The organism is Enterococcus sp. FDAARGOS_375 (assembly GCF_002393265.1).
GTDB classification, from domain to species: Bacteria; Bacillota; Bacilli; order Lactobacillales; family Enterococcaceae; genus Enterococcus_D; species Enterococcus_D innesii.
The window spans coordinates 1,845,944-1,871,438 of sequence record NZ_CP023515.1 but is presented as its reverse complement, the minus strand read 5'-3'; the positions used below and the strand labels follow the sequence as shown (position 1 = coordinate 1,871,438).

25 protein-coding genes are annotated in these 25,495 nt (G+C 44.6%); 5 read left to right on the top strand and 20 right to left on the bottom strand.

The genetic code is table 11. The annotated features are described in order from the left end of the window. Positions 1–28 precede the first annotated feature (28 nt). The 4 genes from CO692_RS10100 to chvE form a co-directional block, all read right to left on the bottom strand. Positions 29–364, bottom strand: a complete 336-nt coding sequence (locus CO692_RS10100) for a PTS sugar transporter subunit IIB (RefSeq protein WP_096742174.1) — start codon at positions 362–364, stop codon at positions 29–31. A 12-nt stretch (positions 365–376) separates the two neighbouring features. Further along, complete coding sequence (gene mmsB, locus CO692_RS10095) at positions 377–1,573, bottom strand: multiple monosaccharide ABC transporter permease (protein ID WP_086293893.1); 1,197 nt, start codon at positions 1,571–1,573, stop codon at positions 377–379. 1 nt (position 1,574) lies between these two features. Further along, positions 1,575–3,104 carry a multiple monosaccharide ABC transporter ATP-binding protein gene (gene mmsA, locus CO692_RS10090; protein ID WP_005231476.1) on the bottom strand — a complete coding sequence of 510 codons (1,530 nt, stop codon included), beginning with the start codon at positions 3,102–3,104 and terminating at the stop codon, positions 1,575–1,577. Positions 3,105–3,250: 146 nt separating this feature from the next. Beyond that, positions 3,251–4,351 carry a multiple monosaccharide ABC transporter substrate-binding protein gene (chvE, locus tag CO692_RS10085; RefSeq protein WP_096742173.1) on the bottom strand — a complete coding sequence of 367 codons (1,101 nt, stop codon included), beginning with the start codon at positions 4,349–4,351 and terminating at the stop codon, positions 3,251–3,253. Positions 4,352–4,583: 232 nt separating this feature from the next. On the opposite strand from chvE, the gene CO692_RS10080 reads away from it, so the two are divergent. The 3 genes from CO692_RS10080 to CO692_RS10070 are packed head-to-tail and all read left to right on the top strand — an operon-like array spanning position 4,584 to position 8,578. Further along, positions 4,584–5,588 carry an ABC transporter substrate-binding protein gene (locus CO692_RS10080; RefSeq protein WP_096742172.1) on the top strand — a complete coding sequence of 335 codons (1,005 nt, stop codon included), beginning with the start codon at positions 4,584–4,586 and terminating at the stop codon, positions 5,586–5,588. Between the two features lie 10 nt (positions 5,589–5,598). After that, positions 5,599–7,047: a sensor histidine kinase gene (locus CO692_RS10075; RefSeq protein WP_096742171.1), complete on the top strand. Its 1,449-nt coding sequence runs from the start codon at positions 5,599–5,601 to the stop codon at positions 7,045–7,047. Then, positions 7,025–8,578: a response regulator gene (locus CO692_RS10070; RefSeq protein ID WP_081118297.1), complete on the top strand. Its 1,554-nt coding sequence runs from the start codon at positions 7,025–7,027 to the stop codon at positions 8,576–8,578. Before CO692_RS10075 ends, CO692_RS10070 begins: the two co-directional genes overlap by 23 nt. 81 nt (positions 8,579–8,659) lie before the next feature. Here CO692_RS10070 and CO692_RS10065 read toward each other — a convergent pair whose 3' ends face one another. Further along, positions 8,660–10,732, bottom strand: coding sequence for a DNA topoisomerase III (locus CO692_RS10065; protein WP_096742170.1), 2,073 nt, complete (start codon positions 10,730–10,732; stop codon positions 8,660–8,662). Then, complete coding sequence (locus CO692_RS10060; protein ID WP_005227251.1) at positions 10,665–11,042, bottom strand: DUF1033 family protein; 378 nt, start codon at positions 11,040–11,042, stop codon at positions 10,665–10,667. The genes CO692_RS10065 and CO692_RS10060 overlap by 68 nt, the downstream gene beginning before the upstream one ends. A gap of 313 nt (positions 11,043–11,355) precedes the next feature. Between CO692_RS10060 and CO692_RS10055 the strand changes: the two genes are divergently transcribed. Continuing rightward, positions 11,356–12,216, top strand: a complete 861-nt coding sequence (locus CO692_RS10055; RefSeq protein ID WP_096742169.1) for an AAA family ATPase — start codon at positions 11,356–11,358, stop codon at positions 12,214–12,216. A 56-nt stretch (positions 12,217–12,272) separates the two neighbouring features. Here CO692_RS10055 and CO692_RS10050 read toward each other — a convergent pair whose 3' ends face one another. Further along, positions 12,273–12,563 (bottom strand): hypothetical protein, encoded by a 291-nt coding sequence (locus tag CO692_RS10050; protein ID WP_226818102.1) that lies wholly within the window; start codon positions 12,561–12,563, stop codon positions 12,273–12,275. Positions 12,564–12,760: 197 nt separating this feature from the next. Continuing rightward, positions 12,761–13,879, bottom strand: a complete 1,119-nt coding sequence (gene mnmA, locus CO692_RS10045; protein ID WP_086293887.1) for a tRNA 2-thiouridine(34) synthase MnmA — start codon at positions 13,877–13,879, stop codon at positions 12,761–12,763. 368 nt (positions 13,880–14,247) lie between these two features. Between mnmA and CO692_RS10040 the strand changes: the two genes are divergently transcribed. After that, positions 14,248–14,961, top strand: a complete 714-nt coding sequence (locus tag CO692_RS10040; protein WP_096742168.1) for a C39 family peptidase — start codon at positions 14,248–14,250, stop codon at positions 14,959–14,961. Positions 14,962–15,047: 86 nt separating this feature from the next. On the opposite strand, the gene CO692_RS10035 is transcribed toward CO692_RS10040, so the two are convergent. From CO692_RS10035 to CO692_RS09975, 12 genes are all read right to left on the bottom strand, one after another. Then, a complete protein-coding gene (locus CO692_RS10035) occupies positions 15,048–15,566 on the bottom strand; it encodes an Asp23/Gls24 family envelope stress response protein (RefSeq protein WP_096742167.1) in 519 nt (172 codons plus the stop codon). Positions 15,567–15,622: 56 nt separating this feature from the next. Next, positions 15,623–15,817 (bottom strand): DUF2273 domain-containing protein, encoded by a 195-nt coding sequence (locus tag CO692_RS10030; RefSeq protein ID WP_005232259.1) that lies wholly within the window; start codon positions 15,815–15,817, stop codon positions 15,623–15,625. A gap of 11 nt (positions 15,818–15,828) precedes the next feature. Next, positions 15,829–16,392, bottom strand: coding sequence for an alkaline shock response membrane anchor protein AmaP (gene amaP, locus CO692_RS10025; RefSeq protein WP_005232260.1), 564 nt, complete (start codon positions 16,390–16,392; stop codon positions 15,829–15,831). A gap of 205 nt (positions 16,393–16,597) precedes the next feature. Then, positions 16,598–17,203, bottom strand: coding sequence for a metallophosphoesterase (locus tag CO692_RS10015; RefSeq protein ID WP_096742166.1), 606 nt, complete (start codon positions 17,201–17,203; stop codon positions 16,598–16,600). Positions 17,204–17,245: 42 nt separating this feature from the next. Next, entirely contained in the window at positions 17,246–18,091 is an 846-nt protein-coding gene (locus tag CO692_RS10010) for an aldo/keto reductase (RefSeq protein ID WP_096742165.1), read from the bottom strand. 177 nt (positions 18,092–18,268) lie between these two features. Then, the gene (locus tag CO692_RS10005) at positions 18,269–18,610 is read right to left on the bottom strand and encodes a DUF1831 domain-containing protein (protein WP_005232263.1); all 342 of its coding nucleotides are present in this window, start codon (positions 18,608–18,610) and stop codon (positions 18,269–18,271) included. A gap of 68 nt (positions 18,611–18,678) precedes the next feature. Further along, positions 18,679–19,818 (bottom strand): cysteine desulfurase family protein, encoded by a 1,140-nt coding sequence (locus CO692_RS10000; protein WP_096742164.1) that lies wholly within the window; start codon positions 19,816–19,818, stop codon positions 18,679–18,681. 199 nt (positions 19,819–20,017) lie between these two features. Then, a complete protein-coding gene (gene manA / locus CO692_RS09995) occupies positions 20,018–20,971 on the bottom strand; it encodes a mannose-6-phosphate isomerase, class I (protein WP_170920124.1) in 954 nt (317 codons plus the stop codon). A gap of 45 nt (positions 20,972–21,016) precedes the next feature. Next, entirely contained in the window at positions 21,017–22,033 is a 1,017-nt protein-coding gene (locus CO692_RS09990) for a serine hydrolase domain-containing protein (RefSeq protein WP_096742163.1), read from the bottom strand. 119 nt (positions 22,034–22,152) lie between these two features. Then, positions 22,153–22,854: a YesL family protein gene (locus CO692_RS09985; protein WP_096742162.1), complete on the bottom strand. Its 702-nt coding sequence runs from the start codon at positions 22,852–22,854 to the stop codon at positions 22,153–22,155. Between the two features lie 37 nt (positions 22,855–22,891). Further along, positions 22,892–24,523: an extracellular solute-binding protein gene (locus CO692_RS09980; RefSeq protein ID WP_096742161.1), complete on the bottom strand. Its 1,632-nt coding sequence runs from the start codon at positions 24,521–24,523 to the stop codon at positions 22,892–22,894. Between the two features lie 62 nt (positions 24,524–24,585). Continuing rightward, the gene (locus CO692_RS09975) at positions 24,586–25,479 is read right to left on the bottom strand and encodes a carbohydrate ABC transporter permease (RefSeq protein ID WP_096742160.1); all 894 of its coding nucleotides are present in this window, start codon (positions 25,477–25,479) and stop codon (positions 24,586–24,588) included. Positions 25,480–25,495 lie beyond the last annotated feature (16 nt).

Sequence of the window (25,495 nt, the reverse complement as noted above, 5' to 3'; positions counted from 1 at the left end):
CGCTAAAAGACATAGCTCTTTTTTGAGCCTAGCGATCGTTTTGTAAGAGGGTCAGGCTGTCTGTAAGGACAGCTTCGCCATCTAACAGCTCGTAATCGTTTTCTTTGATTAATTTATATGGCACCGCTTTGACCATGAGAAAGTCTTTTAATCGATTGACTTCGTACTTCGACTGCGGACCGATCAACAAAGCATCGACTGTTTGTTGCTGCAGGATCTGTTCAGCAATGATGGCTGGTGCCGAATAGATATGCACAGCTAGCCCTTTTTCATCTGCGGCCCGCTGCATATTTTTTACTAAGAGTCCCGTAGTGATGCCGGCGGTACAAATCAATAAAATCGTCTTTTGTGCTTGGTCCTCCATAAACAGGCCCTCCTACGAAATTTTCTTTTTCTTATTGTAGATATCCAACACGACGGCCAGCAGCAAAATCAACCCTTTGATGGCTTGCTGCCAATCGACACCGACTCCTAAGATCGACATCCCATTGTTTAAGACACCCATCACGAGACCACCGACGATCGCCCCCATCACGGTACCAATACCGCCTGAGGTGGAAGCACCGCCGAAATACACTGCGGCCATTGCATCTAATTCCATTGACGTTCCCGCTTGCGGTGTGGCTGCATTCAACCGAGCGGCTAAAACCAAGCCCGCCAAAGCTGCCATCATCCCCATGTTCACGAAGACCCAGAAGGTGATTTTCTTCGTCTTGATCCCAGAAAGTTCGGCTGCTTTTTTGTTGCCGCCGGTTGCATAGATTTGACGACCAGCAACGGTTTTGTTAGTCAAAAAGCCATAAGCAGCCACGATCACCCCTAAGACAATCAAAATGATCGGATACCCTTGATAAGAGGCAAAGATATAGGTAGCGCCGAGAAATACGACCGCAGTAAAGACGGCTTTAAAGGCAAAGGCTGCCATTGATTCCACTTCAAAAAGATTTTTTTTGCGACGCTCACGGGTCCGCCATTGGCCTAAAATCAGGATGCCCGTGATCACTACACCTAAAATCATGGAAAGTAAATGGATCTGACCGCCTGCAATATCTGGCAAATACCCAGTAGAAATTTGTTGGAATGCCTTGGGAAACGGCGCCAAGGATTGACCGCCTAAGACGACTTGGGTCAGTCCTCGAAACATCAGTAAACCAGACAAGGTCACAATAAATGCTGGGATACCGACATACGCGATCCAGAAGCCTTGCCAGGCACCGATCACTGCCCCCATCAGTAAGCAAAGAGGCACTGCCAGCCAAGGACTGATGCCGTTATTGACCATTAAAACGCCTGCAATCGCACCGACAAACGCCATCACAGACCCTACGGATAGATCGACGTGTCCTAACAAGACGACCAAAAGCATACCAGCTGCCAAAACGAGAATATGACTGTTTTGCAACACGAGGTTGGTGATATTCAGCGGCCGCCAGAAAATCCCATCGGTCATGAGCTGAAAGGCCACCAATAATACTGCTAAGATAATGATCATACTGTATTTACTAAAGATTTCCAGTGCCTTTTCTTTCAGCGAATGGCTGCGTTCTTTTTTTAATTTATTGGTTGTTTCCATCTCAAACCCCACTCTCTTCTAATGTCATTAGATTCATCAATCGTTCTTGATCCGCCTCTTCCCGCAGGACCTCGCCAGTGAAGCGTCCTTCGTTCATCGTATAGATTCGGTCACACATGCCTAATAGTTCTGGCAGCTCCGAGGAGATGATGCAAATGGCTTTGCCAGCTGCTGCCATCTCTTCGATGATCGTATAGATTTCGTATTTCGCCCCGACATCGATCCCACGGGTCGGTTCATCTAAAAATAAGATGTCTGGTGTGGTCATCAGCCATTTTGCCAAAACGACTTTTTGCTGATTCCCGCCGCTCAAGCTGCCGACGTTTTGATAGATCGAATTGGTTTTCGTCCGCATTTTTTTGCGGAATTCTTCGGCCATCGTGACTTCTTTTTCTTTATCGATGACCCCTTGGCGGCTGATTTTGGCAAGACTAGCGATGGTGGTATTCTCGCGAATATCCATCAGCAGATTCAAGCCCAGCGCTTTTCGATCTTCCGACACATAGGCTAACCCATTTTTGATGGCGGTTGGCACGTCTTTGACAGAAATCGGTTGGCCGTCTTTATAGACTTCCCCCGAAATCGAACTGCCGTAGGAATGACCGAAGACACTCATGGCAAACTCTGTCCGTCCCGCACCCATCAAACCGGCGATGCCGATGATCTCTCCTTTGCGGATCATCAAGTTCAAATTCTCATTCACCACACGGGTATGGTCGATTGGATGATGGACCGTCCAATTTTTGACTTCAAAAAACGGTTCACCAATAGTGGGGTTCCGCTCTGGGTAGCGATTGGTCAAATCTCGCCCAACCATGCCACGAATGATGCGCTCTTCAGAGATTTCGGCACCACTCAGCGTCTCGATCGTTTGCCCGTCTCGTAAAATCGTGATGCGATCCGCCACATTGACGATTTCGTTCAACTTGTGGGAGATGATGATCGAGGTGATCCCTTGGTTGCGAAACTCTTTGATCAGCTCTAACAGATTGGCACTTTCTTCTTCATTCAACGCCGCGGTTGGTTCATCTAAAATCAACAATCGGACGGATTTTGAAAATGCTTTGGCAATTTCCACCAGCTGTTGATGCCCGACACCGATTTGTGAAACCAGCGTATTCGGGTCTAATTTCAAGCCAACGATCTTTAAGAGGTTGTCTGTTTTCTTTTCGGTTAGATCCCAATCAATGATGCCGTGTTTGGCTTGTTCATTTCCTAGAAAGATATTTTCTTTGATCGACAGGTAAGGACTTAAGGCTAACTCTTGATGAATAATAACGATTCCTTTGTCCTCACTGTCCCGCAAATCTTTGAACTTGCATAACTCCCCTTCATAATAGATCTCTCCGTCATAGCTGCCGTAAGGATAGAGTCCGCTTAAGACATTCATCAGCGTGGACTTGCCGGCGCCATTTTCTCCACACAGTGCGTGGATCTCTCCTCGCTCGATCGAGAGGTTGACGTTATCAAGGGCGCGAACCCCTGAAAACTCTTTGACGATGCCTTTCATCATCAAAATATTATCTGCCATGTTCTTTCACCCTTTTCCTTTTTATGTAAAAGTGAACCGATCCGTTTGTAAGAAAAGCGGAAAGAACGAATACTGGGGATGATTCGTTCTTCCCTACTGCTTTCGGGGAAACTAGCATCTTTTCTCGCTGGATCTGTACTTCTTGCTTAAATGCCTAGCTCTTCTTCTGTATAGTAATCGGTATCGATTAGTTCTTCTTTGTAGTTGTCGCTATCCACAGAAACGGGATTTGACAAATAGGTTGGTACGACTTTGACGCCATTGTCATAGGTTTCCGTATCGTTGACCGGGACTTCCTCGCCATTGGTGATGGCTTCGATCATTTCGATCGTGTTTTTCGCTAACACCCGTGTATCTTTGAAAATCGTTTGGGTTTGTTCACCCGCGATGATTGATTTCACTCCTGCCACCGTCGCATCTTGACCAGTAATCACAGGTAGTGGTTTATCGGAAGAACCATAGCCAACACCTTTAAGCGATGAAATGATTCCTAGGCTGATTGGATCATAAGGTGAAAGAACAGCATCCAATGTTTGATCCGTATAGTTGGCACTCAACAAGTTGTCCATCCGAGCTTGTGCAGTTGAACCATCCCAACGCAAGGTAGCGATTTGGTTGAAGTTGGTTTGACCAGAAGGAACGACTAGCTGTCCGCTGTCAAAGTATTGTTGGAAGACCGAAAGGACCCCATTATAATTGATCAGTGCATTGTTATCATCTGGAGATCCGCCGAATAATTCAATATTAAATGGTCCTTCACCGTCTTTGAGGCCTAATTTGTCTTCAATATAAGACGCTTGCAGCACGCCGACCCCAAAATTATCAAAGGTGGCATAATAATCGACGTATTCCGAGTTCATCAGTAAACGGTCATAGGCGATGACTGTGATGTCTTCGTTATGGGCTTTTTCCAACACGTCCGTCAGTGCCGACCCATCGATCGAGGCGATCACTAAAGTATCAACGCCTTTGGTGATCATGTTCTCAATTTGTGCCACTTGGTTTTCTACTTTGTCTTCTCCATATTGCAGGTCAGTTTTATAGCCAAGCTTCTCTAATTCTTCTACCATATTGTCGCCATCTGCGATCCATCGTTCTGCCGATTTGGTCGGCATCGCAATCCCAACAAATCCTTTGTTTCCGTCACCGTTTGCCCCGCTATCTGATCCATTCCCACAAGCTGCTAACAATCCACCAACCAATAAGGTGGATGCTAGGACGACCAATTTACCAAAAGTACCTTTCATTGTGATCCCTCCATGTCTTTTTCTTACATATTCAGTATAGCCAGTTAAGGAATCGCTTACATTTAGATTTTTTCGAGGTTTCTTGGATTTCTTGAGAAAAAACGGCCCAGTTGCCCCCTTTTCTCTTTGGAATCTTGGATTTTTTAAGATTCCCTTGGTTTTTATTTGATTTGATATTTTGTGTAAAGCGCTTCCGTATTTTTTAGTAGAATAGACTATAGAGGTGAAAAAAATGAGGAATATAAAAATTGGGTTGTTCGTCTGTTTGTTTCTAGCTTGCTTGTCTGGTTGCCAAGCAAACAAAGAAACAACCACTGAAACAGCGGAAGAAAGTATCGTGATCGGTTTTTCTCAATCGGGAACAGAAAGCAGCTGGCGCAAGCGCCACACCGAATCGATTCGCACTGAATTAGAGAAGGAAGGCTATGAAGTGCTCTATCGTAACGGCTATATGAATCAAGAACGTCAGATTCAAGATATCCGCAGTTTTATCGTGTATCAAGTCGATGCCATCGTCTTTACCCCGATTCAGGAAAACAATTGGGAACCGATTTTGGAAGAAGCTGCGCAAGCGGGGATTCCCGTTTTCGTGGTGGATCGTCATGTCAATGTCAGTGACCCCTCCTTGTTTCTGACTCATATCGGGCCAAGCTTCAAAGCCGAGGGCAATCGTGCGGGTCTCTACGTCAGCAATTATTATAAAGAACATCAAAATGAAACGATCAATGTTTTAGAATTGACGGGACTGGATGCTACGTCTCCGACGTATTTGCGCTCAGAAGGGTTCCGAGAAACCATCAAGCGTGATTATGCCCACAACAATGTAACGATCCAAGTCAAAGATGAGCTAAATGGTGACTTCATTCGCCGCAAAGGCAAAGAAGTCATTGAACAATACATCGCAGAAGGCAAAATGGAGCAGATCGATGTCTTGTTCAGTCACAATGACGAGATGACTCTCGGTGCTCTTGAAGCCCTCGAAAAAACCGATATTGAGCCAGGGAAGGATTTAGTGATCGTATCGATCGATGCCCAAAAAGAAATGATCGATAAATTGAAGCAAGGAGTGGTCAATTGTGTCGTTGAGTGCAACCCAGATGCTGGTGTGTTCGTCAAAAATGCCATCTCGCGCTACTTGGCTCGCGGCGCTGATGCCATTCCTCGTGAAATCTATGTCCATGAAACGGTTTTTTCCAGTGACATGGATTTCGATCAGATTCCGCCGAGAAATTATTGAGGGGATGAAGATGAAAACAAAAAGTATCAAGGGCATCTTTCAACAGACGAATAAACTGATGATCCTCGTCGCCTTTATCCCCCTCGTAGTAAGCAGTGTCTTTTACTCGCGGCAGATTTTCATTTACCAAAATACCATCAACAATATTGAAGAAGCCAATCAACTATCGGAAAAAGTCGATGCCATTGTCTTGGAAGAAATGTGGGATTTAGTCTTTGGTCAAAAAACCGTCGCACAAGTCCAAAAAACCAATGTGATCGATGAACTAAGGAGCGATCTGCAACACATCCAAGAAAATACCAGCACTGCCAAAGAGCTCAATATTTTAGCAGTCGCCTTTCGGACGCTCGATTCTTTAGAAACCTATCAGCAACAGTTGATCGATAATATTCTCAAGGATGAGCCGGTGGAAAAAAACCAATACGTCATGATCCAAGTGGATTCGGTGATCGATTTGCTATCCGATATTTTGCAGCAATTCGTCGGGGTAGAGATCAGCTTAGCCAGCCAAACCAATCACGAACTAGTCCAATCCGTGTTGCTGCTGATCCTTTTTCAAGTCGTGTTGCTTTTGATCATCTTTGCGATCATCAATAAAAACCGGCGCTTTGTTCGAGATAATTTGCAATACCCGCTGGATCGGTTGTTAGACCTTTCCAATGAACTATCCCAAGGACATTTGAGCTACCGAGCAGAACTGCCCGAGACCCCAGAGCTGCGGACTCTGACGAGTAGCTTGAATCGAATGGCAGATGACTTGACTCGGCTCTTGGAAGAAAATGCCTTGAAGCAGTATCACTTAGCCCAAAGTGAGGTGCGGGTCTTACAAGCCCAGATCACTCCACATTTCATCTATAATAGTTTAGATGCGATCGTTTCTTTGATCGAAGCTGCCCGTTATGAGCAAGCAACGGAAATGACCTATGCGCTGTCAGATTTTTTCCGCATCTCACTAAGCAAAGGGCAAGACTGGATCCCTTTGGAAAAAGAATTGCGGCATGTGGATGATTACTTGAAGATTTTACAGATCCGTTATGGCAGGATGCTGTCTTACACCATTGAAGATCAAACCGTCAGTCCAGAACTACAGGTCCTGAAAATGGTCCTGCAGCCCCTTGTTGAAAACGCCGTATATCATGGCACCAAGTTTGTCCGCCGTGTCGGTATGATTCGAATCACAGTGTCAGAACTGCCCCACCAGATTCAAATGACCATCAGTGACAACGGCGTTGGGATCGACCCTGACCGTTTGCAGGAGATTCGTCGTAACCTTAAGGAAACCACCGACCCCGACTCTGAGAGCGGCTATGGCCTATATAACGTCTATCGCCGTCTCCAGCTGAACTACGGCAGCGAAGCGCAACTGACGATCCACAGTCAATACCAAGAAGGCACCACGATTACCGTCACAGTACCAAAAAGGGAGGAACCCAACCATGTACAAAGTGTTCATAGTTGAAGATGAACATCTGATTCGCGATAGTTTGCGTCACCAAATCATGACTCTTGCCAAACAATACCCGATCGTTTATAGCGATGAAGCCGCCGATGGCGAATTGGCGCTGGCTTCGATCCTTGATCTGCGTCCGGATATTATTATCAGCGATATCAAAATGCCGTTTATGGATGGTTTGGTCTTTGCGAAAGAAGCCAAAAAATTATTGCCGCAAGTTCGCATTATTTTTGTTAGCGGCTTTGATGATTTTGACTATGCAAAAACGGCACTGCAGCTGCAAGCAGACGATTACTTACTCAAGCCCATCAAAAACGAAGAATTAGAACAAGCCATCAAAACCGTCGTTCAACACTTAGATGAACAACAAACCACTCATCAGCAATTATCCAAAGAAGACGATTTATTCGAAATGGAAATCAAAAAAAATCACTTTCTGAATCACCTCTTTAAACAAAAGATCACGATCTCAGAAGCCTTTTTGCAAGCAGAAGAACTGGGACGGCGCTTTTCAGGCAAACAGTTTTGTGTGCTGTTAGCAAAAACCCCCTTCAATCAAAGTTTTTCTGACTACACTCGCTTTAGCCAGCAGCTGACCAAAGCCTATGAGCAAGATGATGCCGTCTTGTTCTCCAGTGTGTCCAGCCGCTTCATCAAGTTTTTACTTTTTGACCACGACCGAGAACAAGTTTTAGAAAAAGCCTATCAGATCGCTCAAAGCCTCGTTCATGGTTCTGGGGAAGAAGTAGCAGTGGCGATTGGACCGGTAGCAGATCGCTTCTCGGGTATCTCTCTTTCTTATCAGAAAGCTCGTGATATGCTAAAAACCTATGGCAGCATCCGCAAGGAAAAAATCATCAGTTATGAAGACGACATTCGCGAAGGGGAACTATCCCCCACCAATCCCTTCAAAACCGACCTTGCTTCACGGCTGGCAAATGCTGGGAAACAGACGATCCCTGAGCTGATCGCTGAATTGATGGCGCCTCAAGGAACCGTTGAGCGAACGCAAATGTACCGTTTGTTCGTCTTAGTCGAACTGCTAGCATTGTTGAAGAAAAAAGACAGTCATTCACTGCCCCAGATCGTTCAGCACGCCCATGACTTAGATTATCTAGCGGCATTGACCCATGAGCCAGAGAACTATCAAACGACTCTGGCAGAACTGTTGCCATTATTGACTAAACAACCCATCAATCCTGCAATGGCGAAATATCAAAGCGTCATCAATCAAGCCAAAGCCTTTATCAGTGAGCACTTTTCTGATCCCAATATTTCCTTAAATGTAGTTGCTGAAAAAGTTCATTTGAGTCCAGCACATTTTAGCACCATCTTCTCGCAAGCCACTGATTCTACGTTTATCGAATACTTGACCGAGCAACGGTTGACCTTAGCTAAGGAACTGCTGTTAACGACCAATCTGCGGCTATCTGAGATCGCCTTTGATGTTGGCTACAATGACCCAAATTATTTTTCCTTTTTGTTCAAAAAGAAAGAAAAAATCTCACCGAAAGAATACCGTCAAAAAAATGCCTAGATGAGTGAATGGATGGATGCAAAAAAAGAGTGAAGGACAGCAAAATCGTCCTCACTCTTTTTCATTTTCTACCTCATGCAGTTATTTCTTCTCCATAGCAGCTTTTAAAGCAGCTGCTAATGGGCTTTCTTGCGGTTCTTCTTGATTGATTTTGTTCATCAAGCGGCGTTCTTCGTGTTTCGACAGCTTTTTGCTGCGTTCCTTTTTATCCGCCATTTTTTCGGTGGTCCCATCGAATTTACAGCGGAAATAGGCGCCGTTTTTGCCTTCGATGATCTCCATCTTTCGGTGGCATTGCGGGCAGCGTCGGTTTGAAACTTTCGGGTCTTTCCGACGACGGTACTTGCAGGTGCCACTGGAGCAAACATAAATCTTGCCATCACGGGTATTCTTCTCCCGCAAAGGTTCGCCGCATTCGGGACACCGTTTTTGGGTCAATGAGAAATCTTGATACTTGCTTTCGCTTTGCTTGATTTCTTTGACCAGTTGTTTTGTGTCTGCTTCGATTTGTGCGAGGAAGGTTTGGGCAGAATAGGTGCCTTTCGCGATGGCTTCCAGTTCCTTCTCCCATTTTTCCGTCAATTCTGGTGTCACCAAGGATGGATTGACTAAGACTAACAGCTGCTTGCCTTTTGGCGATACTTGCAAGCCGCTTGGGGTCCGCTCCATCAGCTCAGATTTGATCAGCTTTTCAATGATCTCCGCACGGGTTGCCGGCGTACCAAGACTGTGTTTTTCCATTTTGCCTAAAAGAGTTCCTTCATTCAACGGTTTCGGTGGTGTAGTCAACTCTTTCTGGATGGTAAAATCAGGCTTGACGGTGCTGCCTTTTTGCCAAGCTATATCACTGGTTTCTTCTTCGGAAGTCGTTTTCCATCCCACTTCTAACACGGTATTGCGGTTGAACACAAAGGTCTCAGAACCAAAGGTCACGGTCACTTTCTGTTGCTGTTTTTTATGAGGTTTCGCAAAGAGCATTAAGAAACGACTAACGATCATTTGATAGATCCGTTGTTCATCGGTAGTTAATTTTTCATACCGTGCCCGCTGTTCCGTTGGCAATAAGGCATGGTGATCGGTGACTTTTTTATCATTGAAGACAGCTTGCTGCACCACTTGTCCACAATTTTTCAAGTATCCTTTGACTTCTGGGGCAAAATCCGCAACTGCCTGCAGGCGTTCCTTCATGGTTGCCTTCATATCATTGGTCAAATACTTGGAATCCGTCCTTGGATAAGTGACGATCTTGTGGGTTTCATACAAGCTTTGAACAAGCGACAAGGTCTTCTTGGCAGAAAAACCATAACGCTGATTGGCTTCTCGTTGGATCTCGGTCAAATCGTAGGGCAGTGGTGCACTTTCTGTTTTGACCTTTTCTTCGATCGCTGTCACGCGACCATTCTGTTGACTCATCTGTTTGACCAATGCTTCAGCATCGCTGCGTTCTTTTAATTGATAAGGATTTTTTTGCTGCAGGCGAGCCTTGGCATCACCTACGTTTAGGGTAATCACATGATAGGTTTGCGGACGGAAACTCTCGATCTGCATTTCCTGACTGCGCACCAAAGCTAAGGTAGGGGTTTGGACCCGACCCGCACTAAGATTGTCTTGATATTTGACCGTCAATGCCCGCGTGACATTCAACCCTACCAGCCAGTCGGCTTTTGCCCGCGCAAGGGCGGAGTAGTAAAGATTGTCGTAGTGCTTGGCTGACTGCAATTTTGCAAAGCCTTCTTTGATGGCTTTAGGGGTTTGCGAAGAAATCCACAAACGTTTGACTGGTTTGTCAAAACGAACCCACTCCAAAATCCAGCGAGCAACTAGCTCCCCTTCTCTTCCCGCATCAGTAGCGATCACAACTTCCCCGACATCTTTTCTTTGAGCCAATTGTTTGATGGCTTTTAGTTGATGACCGGTTTTTGGCAACGGCTTGATCCCAATGGACTTAGGGATCATCGGTAATGTTTCCATCTGCCATGATGCCCAGTCTTTATTTAGATCTTCAGGCATTTTCAAGCCCAATAAATGACCAAGGGCCCAAGTAACGATCGCCTTGGGTCCTTCGTAATAATTTTTATGTTTTTGCTCACAGCCCAAAACTTTGCTGAGGTCTTTGGCAACGCTTGGCTTTTCCGCTAGAATTAGTTGTTTCATAAAAATCTTTCCTGCTTTCATCGACGACTTGCTGATATTCTTTAAGCAATGCCAGTCCAATATATTGTTGGAGGTAATCGTCGCATTCTTCGCACCAGCGTTCGTCTTCTTCATTCCAAAAAGCCGTCATAAAGTTTGATTTTGCATTTATGTACGAATACTCTTCTCTGATTTCTTGCCATTTTTGTTCATAAAATGACTGCGCCTCGCTGAAAGTTGCAAATGTGAACGCCTCTTGAATATCTGACTGCCATCCCTCAAAAAACCACCACGGTTCATTGTCCCCATACATGACTACTACTTGATACATTCCATTGCTCCTTTCACGATTCCTTCCTCATATTAGTCACTTTTACTTAAACTTGCAAGGAATAAGTTTCAGCATTTAAACATCGCTTAAAGAATTCATTAAACCTTCGTTTTTTTTGTACGTTTTATCAGTTGCTTAAGATTACATCATTTCTATGCCCCTATAGTCTAGCACAGAAGTTTCCTGTTGTGAATATAACAGTAAAAGATTAAAAAAATAGCAAACAAGATTTATTTTAACCTCGCAAAAAAATTTTTATCTGTGATGGATATGCTACAATAATGGCAACCACGAACCTGCTAGGAGGTGCCTCATGTATCTCGAACAAATCACTTTTCCCGATCAAGAAACCGAGTTTGATTTTTTCCTTTCCATCAAACGAACCGTTTATGATTCTTACTACCCTTTTCAGATTCTCAGTGCCCGCCGTTTTCAGCAGATCGATTTTGAACCAATCACGATTTTATATGGCGGCAATGGTTCTGGCAAAACCACTGCATTGAACGTGATTGCCGAAAAGATCCACGCGCAGCGCGTTGCTGCGTATAATCGGTCGAATTTTTTCGAGGACTATCTATCCTACTGTTCTGCTCGTAGCAACGACGAACCGCAAGAAAAAGTGCTATTGACCAGCGATGACGTCTTTGATTACATGCTGGCTATTCGAAATTTGAATCAAGGGATCGATCATCGCCGAGAAGAAGTGTTTCAAGAATACTACCAAGCAAAGTATGCGGACTTTCGTTTCACAGGTTTTGACGACTACCATGAATTGAAGAAAATCAATCTTGCACGATCCAACACACAGTCCAAATTCACCCGCAAGCACTTGATCGACAATGTCCGAGAATATTCCAATGGCGAAAGTGCCTTTCGCTTCTTTCAAGAAAAGATTCGTCCCAACAGCCTTTACTTATTAGATGAACCAGAAAATTCTCTTTCTGCTGAGCGTCAGCTGGAACTGGTGCAGTTACTGGAAGATTTTGTTCGCTATGAACAGTGTCAGTTCATTATTGCTACCCATAGTCCTTTCGTTTTGTCTTTAAAGGAAGCCAAAATCTATGATTTGGATCAAACGCCCGTCGATGTTCGGAAGTGGACGCAGTTAGCTAGTGTCCAGCAGTATTACCATTTTTTTCAAGCACATCAAGCCGAATTTGATGATCAATCATGACCAAAGTAAACCATTTTCCGCCAAAGATTTCTTTTGGTGGCTTTTTTCCGTCGCACTCACACAAAGACCAAAATCAAATTGATCAGCGCAATACAGAAGGCGACCACTCCCGCAATTTTGCCCCACTTGACTTCTGCTTGATTATACTGATCGGAATGCCCCGCAATTTGAGAGGACAAAAAGTAGAACTTTTTAAAAACAAGCAAATCCCCGGCTAAACCCAATAGTACGGCTAAGGCAAGATGGTTGATTTGGCTTGAAATGACCTGAGTCTGATGAAGCATCACCACCCCTACGACACTAACGACAAACCCCCATTTCATGAGATTGGCTTTGGTACGATTCATGCTCCTCCTCCTTTCTTTTAAAAATGCCAATACATCAAAAACATTCATTTTCTGACTAAATTATAGCATATTTTGACTAAATTTTTGAAATAGAAAGCGTTCGCTCCAATCGGATTTTCGAATTGATTTATAAAAAGCCCTAGCTAAGTGCAACTGATTGGTTCAGTGTTCTTAGCTAGGGCTGATTGTGTTAGTGGTTAAACATATTGTAATTCTTTGGCTTCTTTGTAGGCTGCATCGATCAAACCGCCGCCCAAGCATTCCATGCCGTCATAAAAAACGACTGCTTGTCCAGGAGTGATGGCGCGTACTGGTTCGTCAAAAATCACTTCTGCCCGATCTCCCTCTAATAGACGCACGGTTACCGGTACATCTTGTTGACGGTAGCGGAATTTTGCTGTGCATGAAAATTCCGTGCCGCGGTCTTGTTCTGTAGTAAAGTGGATTTGGCTTGCTTCCAAGCGATCTGCATACAATGCGGGGTGATGGAATCCTTGCCCCACATACAAAGTGTTGGTTGCTAAGTCTTTTCCAACTACAAACCATGGTTCTTGAGTGGCACCGCCGCCGCCAATGCCTAAGCCTTGACGTTGTCCGATGGTGTAGTACATCAAGCCATCGTGTTGTCCTTTGACTTCGCCATCTAATGTAACCATATTGCCTTTTTTCGCTGGCAAGTAATTACTCAAAAATTGTTTGAAATTCTTTTCTCCGATAAAACAAACACCAGTGGAATCTTTTTTCTTGGCTGTTGCTAGACCGGCCCGTTCAGCGATCGCTCGTACTTCTGATTTTTCCATGCCGCCTAGTGGGAACATGGTTTTGCTCAATTGTTCTTGTGACAATTGGCTTAAGAAATACGTTTGATCTTTGTTGTTATCCACGCCTCGCAACATATGGGTCACGCCGTTCTCATCAACGGTCACTTGTGCATAATGGCCGGTTGCTACATAATCGGCACCAAGATCCATCGCATAATCCAAAAAGGCTTTGAACTTGATTTCCTTGTTACACATGACATCTGGATTAGGTGTCCGTCCGGCACGGTATTCTGCAAGGAAATATTCAAATACACGGTCCCAATATTCTTTTTCGAAATTCACTGAATAATAAGGAATCCCGATTTGCGCAGCCACTTTGGCTACGTCTTTGTAGTCTTCTGTTGCGGTACAAACACCGTTTTCATCGGTATCATCCCAATTTTTCATAAAGATCCCGACAACATCATACCCTTGTTCTTTCAGCAAAAGTGCTGTTACTGACGAGTCTACCCCGCCACTCATTCCAACCACCACCCGGGTGTTTTCGTTAGACATGATCGTTTCACCATCATTTCAATTATAGATTCTGAAATCATCTACGATTTGAAGGTCGCAACTTTTCAGTAATTTGCATTATACAACAAAACACAAAAAACTTCACTGTTTGCTGTCTTTTCTTAAAAATTCCTTTTTTAGAAAAGACATCTGGAGAGAAGTTACTGTTTGTTATTCCACCTACTCAGCCAAATAGAGGAAGCGCTGCTTTTGTGTCTGTCATCGACAGCTGTCCAAACAGCAACAACTTACTTTTCAAATGATGGTTGTCATAAAATCGTATGAAATTCTTCAGGAAATGCAGAAATGCTGTTATTAGAAAAAGACTATACTTCTCTTAGATACTACTTTACGAGGAGGGGCATTTCATGCGATCGCACACAAGGACATCAAAAACTAGGAGACACGATGGGAAGAAAAAGAAGAGCCTTGCACTGCTGCTTTTTCTCATCGGTGGTGTGTTTGTCATTCATTACGTGATTGATCAGGTCAGGGATGCTGCGTTTGATCAGACAGCGCTTGTCTCAAAACAGTTCACTCGCCAAGCCAATCAAGCGATTCAACAAGCGATGACAGACACGCAGCAAGTGCCGTTGATTGTACAAACCGATCAACGTTGGGGCAATAACCCGTATGGATATGGAGAAGAGCAAAACACCTTTGCGGCAAACGGGTGCGCTATTGCTTCTTTAGCCATGATCGATGCTTTTTGGACGGATCATCCGCCGAATCCTGACAAACTATTAAAGTGGGCTGGCGATCAATATTATCTTCCCAAACAAGGAACCAGTTGGCAAATCTTTCCTCAGTTTGCCGAAGCTTTTGGTTACCAATTTGCCGATTTAGGGGATTCATTTGAGGCTGCCTATGAGAAAATGACACAAGGCATCCCCGTTGTGGTCTCGGTTCAAGCAGGAACCTTTACGACATCCGGACATATCATGGTATTGGCTTTGAACAAAGAAGGAAATATCCAAGTATTCGATCCTAATGATTCCCCCGAAAAAGCCCATTATGAGAAAAGCTATCCTAACGATGTCTTTCAAGCAGAAGGAATCCATTATTGGAGCTTTTGGCTTTGATGTTCTGATCGGCTGAAGCTGCAAAAATACACCTTTTGTGGGACAAAAAAAGACTAGCCGAAGCTAGTCTTTTGCTTATCTTACTATTATTGAACGCGTGGTTCGTTGTTTTCTTGAATACGCGTCGTTGTCCGGTTGAAGGCACCTTTGGCTTTACGTGTTTGTTTTGACGCAAAGTCGCCAGTTGTTTCTGCCGCACTGCTTACTTTGTCTTGAACTGTTTCAGAGTCTTTTTCGAATTGTTCACGTGTTTTGACATCTGCTACATTCACGTTTACTTCGATGACTTCTAAATTCGTCATTTTGTTGACTTGTGTTGAAACAACATCTTTGATTTGGTCGTAGATCGTGGTCATGTCGCTGCCATATTCTGCAACGATATCAAGATCGACTGCCACTTGTTTTTTCCCAACTTCAACGTTGATCCCTGAAGTCACATCATCGGTGTTGACTAATTTACCTGCAATATTTGAGAAGAAACCGCCATCGACTGTTAAGAGTCCGTCTACAGATTCTAATGCAATGCCTACGATTTTTTGAATCACTTTATCTTCGTAAGTTAATTCTCCTTTAACACCTGTTGTTGGTTTTGTTTGGTTTTCCATCGTACATTCCTCCTACTATAATCTTGATATAAATTAAACTAATAATGTTACCAAAGTTAACGGCGCGGTCTTTGAAATTGTTCAAAGAATCCGACTTCTTTGAGATAAAATCCCAGATACGTACCTAGTGCCGTAAACAGCACCAGCAGTATGGTTTTCAAAAAGCCGATCGTTAGAAACAGGATCGCTAGGATCAAACCGAAACCTGCAAAGATAAGCGGGATCTTATAGTGGTAGAACCATTCACTCATACCTGTTCCTCCTAAACTACACGCGGTTGGTCATGGGCTGCTGGCGTTTCTTGCGTATCTTTTAAAACAACTTCCGTTTGGATATTGCTTTCGATACCGAAAAGCTGCTGCAGACTGCTGCTGATCTCACCAACCAAAGCTTCTTGTTTTTGCGGGATGGCTGCTGTTTGTTTCATTTCTCCATCGATTTTTACCGCTACTTTATTCTTGACGATTTTGATTTTTACCGATGGCTGATGGATGAAATCTGCTTGTTTCACCCGCTCGAGCACAAAATGCTCTAAGGCCTTCTTCTGAATCACTAAATCGCCTGTCTTATGGGGAATGATCAAGCGGTCTGAGCGTTTTGGATAAAACAAAACGACAAAGAGTGCGATCACTGTAAAAATAGCAAAGCCAACAGATAACCAAAAGAGCAGCATACTCATGGAAGATCCGACCCAAGGATATTCATCCAAAGGAATCAAGTAAACAGGCAATGAAGCCGCTTGCTGATTGGCGATGATCCCAAAATAAAAGACAAGTAAGAGTAAAAGTAATCCGATGATAAAAATCACTTTAGAAATCTTACGCATTGGCAACCTCCTTTACTGCTTTCTACTTAAAGCATACACATTTCTTAAATATCCATCAAATAATAACTCTTGGAATCGATTATTTTTTACATATAAAGTTTATTTTTATCAAAAAAATTTCCTTAATCAAAGCTTGCTGTCAAAGTCATCACAAAAAAAGCAAGCCACCCGAATCTGTTTGGATGCTTGCTTTTCTTGTTATCTGTTAACGAGCTAGCTTGGCAAGTTCTTGTTGTTTTGCATGATACAGCACCGCCAGTTCATTTTCGGAAACTGGTCGACCGAAGGGACGCGGCTGCGACAGAAACGCCAATTCCGGCGCATCGACTCCTACGTTGAGATTCTCAGCAATTGGAACACTGTGATGATGGATATGCCCATGCAGATTGCGGCTGTTTTTGGTGATCCCCAGCAGCATAGGATAATGGGTCAGTATAAATTGCTGATGAGCAAACTTCAGCAAGACACCGACATCTTCAAACGCATACTTTTCGGCTCCCAAACAACTAGGATCATGCTTGCGCAAGTACGCAAAGAAAGCTCGGGTATCATGATTGCCTTTGATAAAAACGATTTTGCCCTGCAGCTGTGCTAACAGCGCAGCAATTTCTGGAAAGCCCGCTTCGTAATCAGGGTGCATCGCGACATCCCCTAAATGATAGACGACATCTTTATCCGCAACGACCTCATTCCAGCTGGCGATCATCGTTTCATGCATTTGCGTCACTGTCTCAAAGGGGCGTGGGGCAAAGTCATTGACCCCGAGCAAGGCTGCATGAAAATAGTGGGTATCAGACGTAAAAAATTTCATAGTCGCTCCTTACTTTACTGATTTTTTCTGTGATTAGGGTCTTCAAATCATCGCTAACGGCTGCTTTTTCGTTGGCTCCGGAAAGCGTGCATCGATTGTCGCCAATTCGCTTTGGGAAAAAACGATTTTGGTAGCTTCAATGTTCTGCAGCATATGCAGCGAGTCACTGGTTTGGGGGATCGCTAAGACGTGGGGTTGTCGAAGGGTCCATGCCAAAAGCAGCTGAAAAATCGTGCAGCCTTTGGCTTCTGCCAGCTCTTTCAACACTTCATCATTTTTGAAGTGGTGCCCTAGCCGATCGCCTTGAGCAATGGGTGAGTAGGCAATCACCGGAATCTCAGCCTCTGCCTGCCAAGCCAAAAGATCGTATTCGATCCCCCGGGCACCTAAATTATAGAGTACTTGGTTGGCGGCACATTGATCGCCGTTTTCTAACCGCAACAGCTCCTCCATATCTGCCACGTCAAAATTAGAGACGCCCCATGCACGAATCTTTCCAGAGGCTTTGGCAGCTTCTAGTGCGTCAACTGTTTCTGCTAACGGCACATCTCCTCGCCAGTGGAGCAGATACAGATCAAGATAGTCGGTGCCTAAACGCGCTAAACTGCGGTCTAAAGCTTTCGGCAATTCATCTGCGGAGGCATTCCAGGGATAAACTTTTGAAATCAAATAAAGATCCCCTCGTGTAAAGGGCTGGATCGCTTTGCCAACTAGCGTTTCTGCGTTTCCCTCGCCGTACATTTCTGCGGTATCGATGACAGCCGCTCCGGCTTTGATGCCCGCTTGCAGCGCATCGATCTCGGCTTTTTCCTTGGCTGGGTCATCCCCCATATGCCAAGTCCCCATTCCAACGGCTAACACTGATTGCTTGTTTAAGGTTCGTTTCATCTGGATTCCTTCTTTCTCGTCTCAACGTATCCACTTTCTGAGAACGGCTTAGGTTTGTTTTCTTTAGTATAAAAAGAAACCGGCAAAGATACAAAAGAAGTGTATCAATCCCTTGCCTGTTTGGCGGAGTGACACACTTCTTGCCCTTTGAACGGTATAGCTGCTTTTGACAAAAGCTTACGCTTTGACAAACAACCCGCGGCTGATAAAACCATCCATTAAAAAGTAAAATTTTTCTTGCAGCATTTTGTGCTGTTCATCTTTGAAAATATTGACTGCTTTTAATCCATTGGCTGTCGTGATCGACATCTTGAAGGTTTGCAGATCTTTTGCAACAGTGATTTTTAATTTAAAGCCTTCTTTGCTTTGGGGTGTTGCTTCAAGGCCACGAATCAATTGGAAGTTGCCGCCGTTCGTTTCTGTAAAGCCATTGTCCCGCAACGTATATTTTTTTGCTTCAGGAGCAATGCGGTATTGGGTTGCTGCGCCTAAAACGGTTGCTGTTGTTTCAAATGCCATGTTCTTCACCTCTTTAACATCATTTCTTTCATTATAAATAGTTTTCAGCGAGATTGCTAGCTGTTCTCCTACTTTTTCGTTGCTAAGACAGTTTCTGCTAATAGCTGAGCAAATGCTTCGATTTCCGCCAATGTGTTGCCATAGCCAAAGCTGACTCTGACCGATTCCCGGATAGCTGGATGCTCTTTGCCCACCATCGCTTCTAGCACATGGGAGGGTTCCACATTGCCCGCCGTACAAGCGCTGCCTGTGGAGATGGCGGCCCCTTTTAAGTCCAATTTCATCAGCAGCAAGTCACTGCTGACACCTGGGAAACGCAGATTCAAAATATGCGGCAATTTGTGTGCTGGATCACCATTCAACTGAACATCGACGCCTTGTGCTGCTAAGGTATCCATCAGTACATCGGCAAACGTTTGATATTGTTCTGCCGCTGCTTGCTGCGCTTCGGGGGTATGCAAAGAAGCTGCTTTGGCCATTCCCATGATGGCTGCCAAGTTTTCCGTCCCTGCTCGCCGTTTTTCTTCTTGTTCGCCACCATGGAGTAGCGAAGGTAGCGACAAGCCATCTCGTTTATACAAAAAGCCGATCCCTTTTGGTCCGTTGATTTTGTGAGCCGAAATGCTTAGGAGATCAATGCTGTTTTCATTGATTTCAAGCGGGATCTTGCCATAAGCTTGCACGGCATCGGTATGAAAAACGGCGGGATGCTCCCGTAAAAGGACGCCAATTTCTGCAATCGGCAACAAATTGCCCGTTTCATTGTTTGCCGTCATTATGGATACTAAAATCGTATCGGGACGTAAGGCAGCCTCAACTTCACTGACGGCCAATTGCCCCTTTTGATCTACGGGCAAATAGGTCACCTCAAAGCCTAAGCCTTCTAAATAGCGCATACTCTCAATGACCGCCGGATGTTCGATCTGGGTCGTAATGATATGTTTGCCTTGTGCTTGTTTGCTAAGGGCTGTACCGATGATCGCTGTATTGTCGCTTTCGGTACCTCCACTGTTAAAAATGATCTCATGTTCCTTGACCCCTAGCTGCTGAGCGATCGCTTGACGAGCCAATTCTAATTGAGTGTGGGCATCTCGACCATAATGATGAATGCTTGATGGATTGCCAAAAAATGTCTGCATCGTCTCACTCATCACTTTGATTACTTCTGGGTGCAGCGGTGTCGTTGCTGCATGATCTAAGTAAACCATTCTTTTCACCTATCCTTCATTACTGCCATTATAACAAATCTTCCTCAGACGTCTATCGTGAGTGTCCATACGAAAAAACCTGTCAGTCAAAAGCGGAAAAATCGCCAATGATGACAGGCAGCTGAACGCGTTCAGCCTTACGAAAAATCAGGAACGTGTGCTGTTTTGCTTGTGCGAATCACGTCACTTACTGATCGTTTTATTTTTTTCCAGGTTCAGAGGCAATGACAGTCAATTCACCAACCAATTCCCATTTCTTGATCGGGTTTGGCAAAATGCAGCTCGTGCCCATTTTTAGTTCATAGGAATGACCGTCGATCATCAAATGCCCATACCCATCAATCACGGTCATCAAGGTATAATCGGCCTTTTGTGCTAACGATAATTTCCCACGTACTTCCCATTCATACACATTGAAAAATGGCGTTTCAAGATAGGTAACGACTGCTGATTGTCCTTGTTTGACTTCACGGATCGATAATTCTGGCGTCCGTGCAGGAATCGTCGTCACATCGATTGATTGTTGGATATGCAGCTCCCGTGTTTGTCCTTGATCATCAGTACGATCATAGTCGTACACCCGATAAGTCGTATCCGAGCTTTGTTGGGTTTCTAAGATCATGATCCCTTTCCCAATGGCATGGATCGTTCCACTTGGCACGTAGAAGAAATCGCCTTTTTTCACAGGGACTTTTGTTAACAAATCATCCCAACGACCCGCTTCGATCATTTCCGCAAGTTCTTCTTTGGTTTGTGCGTGGTGGCCATAAATGATTTCCGCACCTGGTTCGGCATCAATAATGTACCAGCATTCCGTTTTCCCTAATTCCCCTTCATGGGCTAGCCCATACGTGTCATCAGGATGGACCTGAACGGATAGATCATCTTCCGCATCTAGAATTTTAATTAATAATGGAAAGACTGGTTCGTCTGAATGTCCAAACAGTTCTTGATGGTCTTGCCAAAGATCCGCCAATGTTTTGCCTTTAAACGGACCATTTTCAATGACGCTCACCCCATGAGGATGCGCACTGATCGCCCAATCTTCACCGATTTTGTCACTCGGTAAATCAAAACCAAAAACAGAATGCAGGCGACTGCCGCCCCAAATTTTTTCTTGAAAAACAGGTTTCATAAACAATGGTTCCATAATTGTTCCCCTCTCTAGTTGTTCGTGCATATTATAGCATGAATCCGCTTATTCGGCAGATTCTTTTAAGTAACATTGCAGGATTTCGTCACGATGACCCAAGTAGCTTTCTCGATGATCCACTGGATGGACCCGATTCGATAAGAAAATAAACGCTTTTTTGTTAGGGATATCTACTGCGAGAAACGTGCCTGTATAGCCTGTATGAAATAATTGGTATGGTGCACCCAATAAGTCCCAGCCATAGGTGCGGGGCTTTGTGCTTTCAGGCGTCTGCCTCTGAGCCAGCGCCTGCATCACTTTTTCTGAGAAAAACGACGCCCCTTGCTGCTGACCATTTGCCAGTAACAGTTGAACGAACAGCGTCAAATCATCCACGGTAGAAAACAACCCGGCGTTGCCGGCATGGTTTCCCAGCACTCGTGCTTTTGGGTCATGGGTGATTCCTCTAAGGATACTGCCGTCTGGCTGCTGCTGGGTAGGCACGATCAATGGCAGCTGTGAAGGAGGAAAAGGCGGAAAGCCGCTGTTCTTCATGCCTAAAGGCGTCAAGACTTCTTCTTGAAAAATCTCGGTCACTGGTTTTTGATACAGCTCCTCCAATAAAAAGCCCAGCAAAATCGTACCAGTATCCGTGTAGTTGACCGTTTGACCGATCGTATCACTGCTTTCAAGCTGCAAATACGCCTTACGCAAGGCAGCAGCACCCAACTGGTCTCGATGAGGAATCCACGTGTTGATGGCTGCCGTATGCGTCAGCAAGTGCTTGATCGTTACCCGATCGTCTTTAAACGCTGGCAACCAACGAGTAATCGGCGCCTCCATCTCGATTTTCCCTTGATCCCAAAGTCTTAGCAGGACGGTGGTTGTACAAATGACTTTCGTCAATGAGGCTAAATCAAACAAATGATCTTTCGTCATAGGTTCGGTTTTAGGAAGAAGTGCTGCCTGTCCGAATACATGGGTCTCTTGGGTTTCCCCGGCGATAAAACGCAGCACCGCTCCTGGGAAAACGGTCGGCATTTTTTCTTGTATGAGCTGTACTGTTTCTGGGTACATTGTCATCGTTCCATACTCGCTCCTTTCAGGCTTGTCTTGCTTCTAACTTTAGCACTTTTCGCCAATGAAAAAAACTACCCATTAAGGATAGTTTTCAGATTTTTTTCTAATCAGTATTACATAGATTACTCATCGGCTGGTGCAGCTTTTGCTTGCGCCTTTTGAATAATTCTCAAATAACTATAACAAGCACATTGGCTGCCTAGTCCTCCTACGATCAATCCAGCGAGTAAGGGATGGATCAAGACAATCAGTAAAGCGAGTCCACTCAACATTCCTAGCAACATCAGCGTCTGTAACGGTGCCCAAAAGATGATGAAAAAGCTTTTGATCAACGCAGTCCGCAAGGGTGCCGCCAAATGCACACTGTCGCAGATAAAATACAGTAACCACAGGAGCAAGATGATACTTAAAAACAAATAGCCGACAGCCAATAAGGGGAGCTGAAAGGAATCGATTTGCCGAAAAGAACCTAACAGCAGCAAAGCGAGACTACCGAAAAAGAGGCCTGCGGCAACACTGCGCCGATAATTTTCCCGATAGAGCCGCCAAAAGGTCCCTCCGATGGCCTGTCGTGGTTCTTGATAGTACAACCAGCGCCGAATGACGCCAAATAAAGCAAAGGTCGCTGGCAAAAGAATGCTAGGAAAACTAATGATCAAACCAATCAAAGAGAAAAGAAACTGACGAGGAGAGCTGGGGAAAATCAGCCCCAAAGCTAGCAATAGAACGGGCAGATTGAACAGTAACCAGTAGCCATTCACAAGCAACATACTAGCTATCGCTTGACTGGCACCATACCAACGATACCATCGTTCATTTCCCATCAGTCCGGCTCCTTTCTCTACTCAGCTGATTTATCCTCTAGCGGGCTAAGTTTTGTAGATTTTGCTGCCATTTCGCAGTTTGATAATCCAGCAACTCTTGGTAGCCGGCTGCTTGTGCTTGTTCTTCTGCCTCAGCAAAGATCGCTCGCACTTCTTCATCGCTATCAGCAAAGATCGCTGAAGCATTGGCTTCTTCAAAAATATCATTGATCCGTTGCTGAATAATTCCTTCTGGTGAGTCTGGCATCGGGTTGATCGCCGCAAATTCTGTGTCATCTTTTTGCGTGTCCCAAGTAATGGCATGCTGCCATTTCGTTGCCCAGTTCATTTGATCTTCGGGAAGATTTAATTCAAATTTTGTTTTAGTATTGTCTAAAAAGGCAGAGTTGCCGTTCCATTGGAAACTTGATGTTGCTTGCTCGATTTCTGAAACACCGGCAGCATCTTCTGCGTAGGCATCTGTGAACTTTGTATAACCTTCTTCATCGAAGCCATCCCAATATTGCCCTTCTGGTCCAAACATCAGGATCGACTGACCCAATGGCCCTGTTAACCAATCTAAGAAGGCAAAGACTTTTTCTGGGTCTTCTGCATTTCTAGTAATGACACTGACATTCCACCCTAGCATTTCATAGGAACCTGGGAAGATATTGTCAGGATCCAGTCCTGGTTTAGCAATTGGTTCGATATAGAAATACCCCGCATCTGGGTTTTGCTCTTGCAAGATGTAGTGGGCATCGCGGGCATGATTCGATGGACTGGCAGCAGCATAAACTGCTACACGACCGCTGGTTACTTTTTCTGCCACCATATCTGCATCTTGCGTTAAGGTATCTTGGGTCATTAAGCGCTCACGGTACAATCTTGACGCATATTCAATCGATTCTACGTAGTTTTCATTGGCAAAGATCGAGGTCAAAGCATCGCCTTGAGGAACAGCCCGAATGCGGATATCTGCTGGTGAACGCCCTTCCGCAAAGGCGGAGTACAAGACATTGATCCCTTGTCCGCTGACATCTGTTTCAAATGGAATGACATCAGGAAACTCTGTTTGAACTTCTTTCAAATACTCATAAAGATCATCGGTTGTTTTCAATTCTGGCGCTCCTAAAGCATCATGAATCTCTTTATTGACGACATAACCCGCATTGCCAAAAGGCTCAGAGCTATACCAGTTTGGAAATTGATAAAGCTTACCATCTTCTGAACGCAACATGTTGAGGATTTCTTCGCCTGCCCATTCTTTCAAGTTCGGGTATTTATCCAAGTAATCATCAAACGGTACTAAGGCCCCCGCTTCTCGCAACCGTTCCACATCTGACCCACGATCAAGCCAGATAAAATCAGGCAGATCATCACCGGCGATCATTGTACTTAGCCGCTGTGCCGCATTCCCGCCGCCGTCGATCGCCCGGATATCTACATTGGTCAGTTCTTTGATGGCAGCAGTTGCTGGATCATCTCCCCAACGATCCATCGTATACCAATCATAATTACCAAACATCGTGATTTCCAGCGGTTCACTACCAAGCTCAAATACTTCCGAGCTGTCACGTTCGCTCGGTGCCGCTGCATCACTTTCTCTTGTTCCGGACTCGTTGCCGCAAGCTGCCAGCAAAAGACTCATTGCAGTCACTGACAGTACTCCTTTTAATAGCCTTGCTTTCATTCTTTTATCCCCTTTCAACTCTTACTGCTCTCCCCTTCTATCAAAAGGGGCCACCTGCTATGCTAATCTTTCAATGAACCAATCAAAACACCTTTTACAAAATACTTTTGAACAAACGGATAAACCATTACGATTGGCAAGGTCGCCACCATCATAATTGCCATTGATAAGGATTTTCCGGTAACACCAGTCATATCTGCCAAACGAGCAGCTGAGCCAGAATCGATTTGACTCATTTGCGAACTCACCGTGTTCGAATTCAAGACTCGCTGCAAAAACGTCTGCAAGGGAATCAGATGATCCGAAGTGATGTAGATACTTGGCATAAACCAATCATTCCAGTGTCCAACTGCGGTAAACAGCGAGAGTGTGGCAATAACTGGACCTGATAGTGGCAAAATGATCCGGAAAAACGTCCCCCAATACCCGCAACCATCAATTTTCGCTGAATCTTCCAACCCTTTCGGTAATTGCTGGAAAAACGTTCGGAAGATGATCATATTCCAAACACTGATCAATCCAGGAATGATCATTACCCAAAAAGAATCCATTAATCCTAGTGAACGTACCACTAAGAAGGTTGGGATCAAGCCGCCACTGAAGAACATCGTGAGGATGAAGAAGATCGTAATGTATTTCCGTCCAATCAATTCTCTTTTTGACATCCCATAAGCCGCCATCGCTGTCAGCATGATCGATGAAAATGTCCCGATTACGGTCCGCAAGACACTGACGAAAAAGGCATTCATCAAGCGTTGGTCTTGAAAGACGATTTGATAGTTCTCCAACGTAAATTCTCTTGGCCAAAAAGTGATGCCACCAGTTACCGTATCACGACCAGAATTAAAGGAAATCACTAGCGAATTCCAGAAAGGATAAAACGTTAGAAATGCAAGCGTTATCAAAAATACGTAGATGAACACCATCATCGCTTGGTCGCCCCAATTTTTCCTCATTGCTCATTTCCTCCTC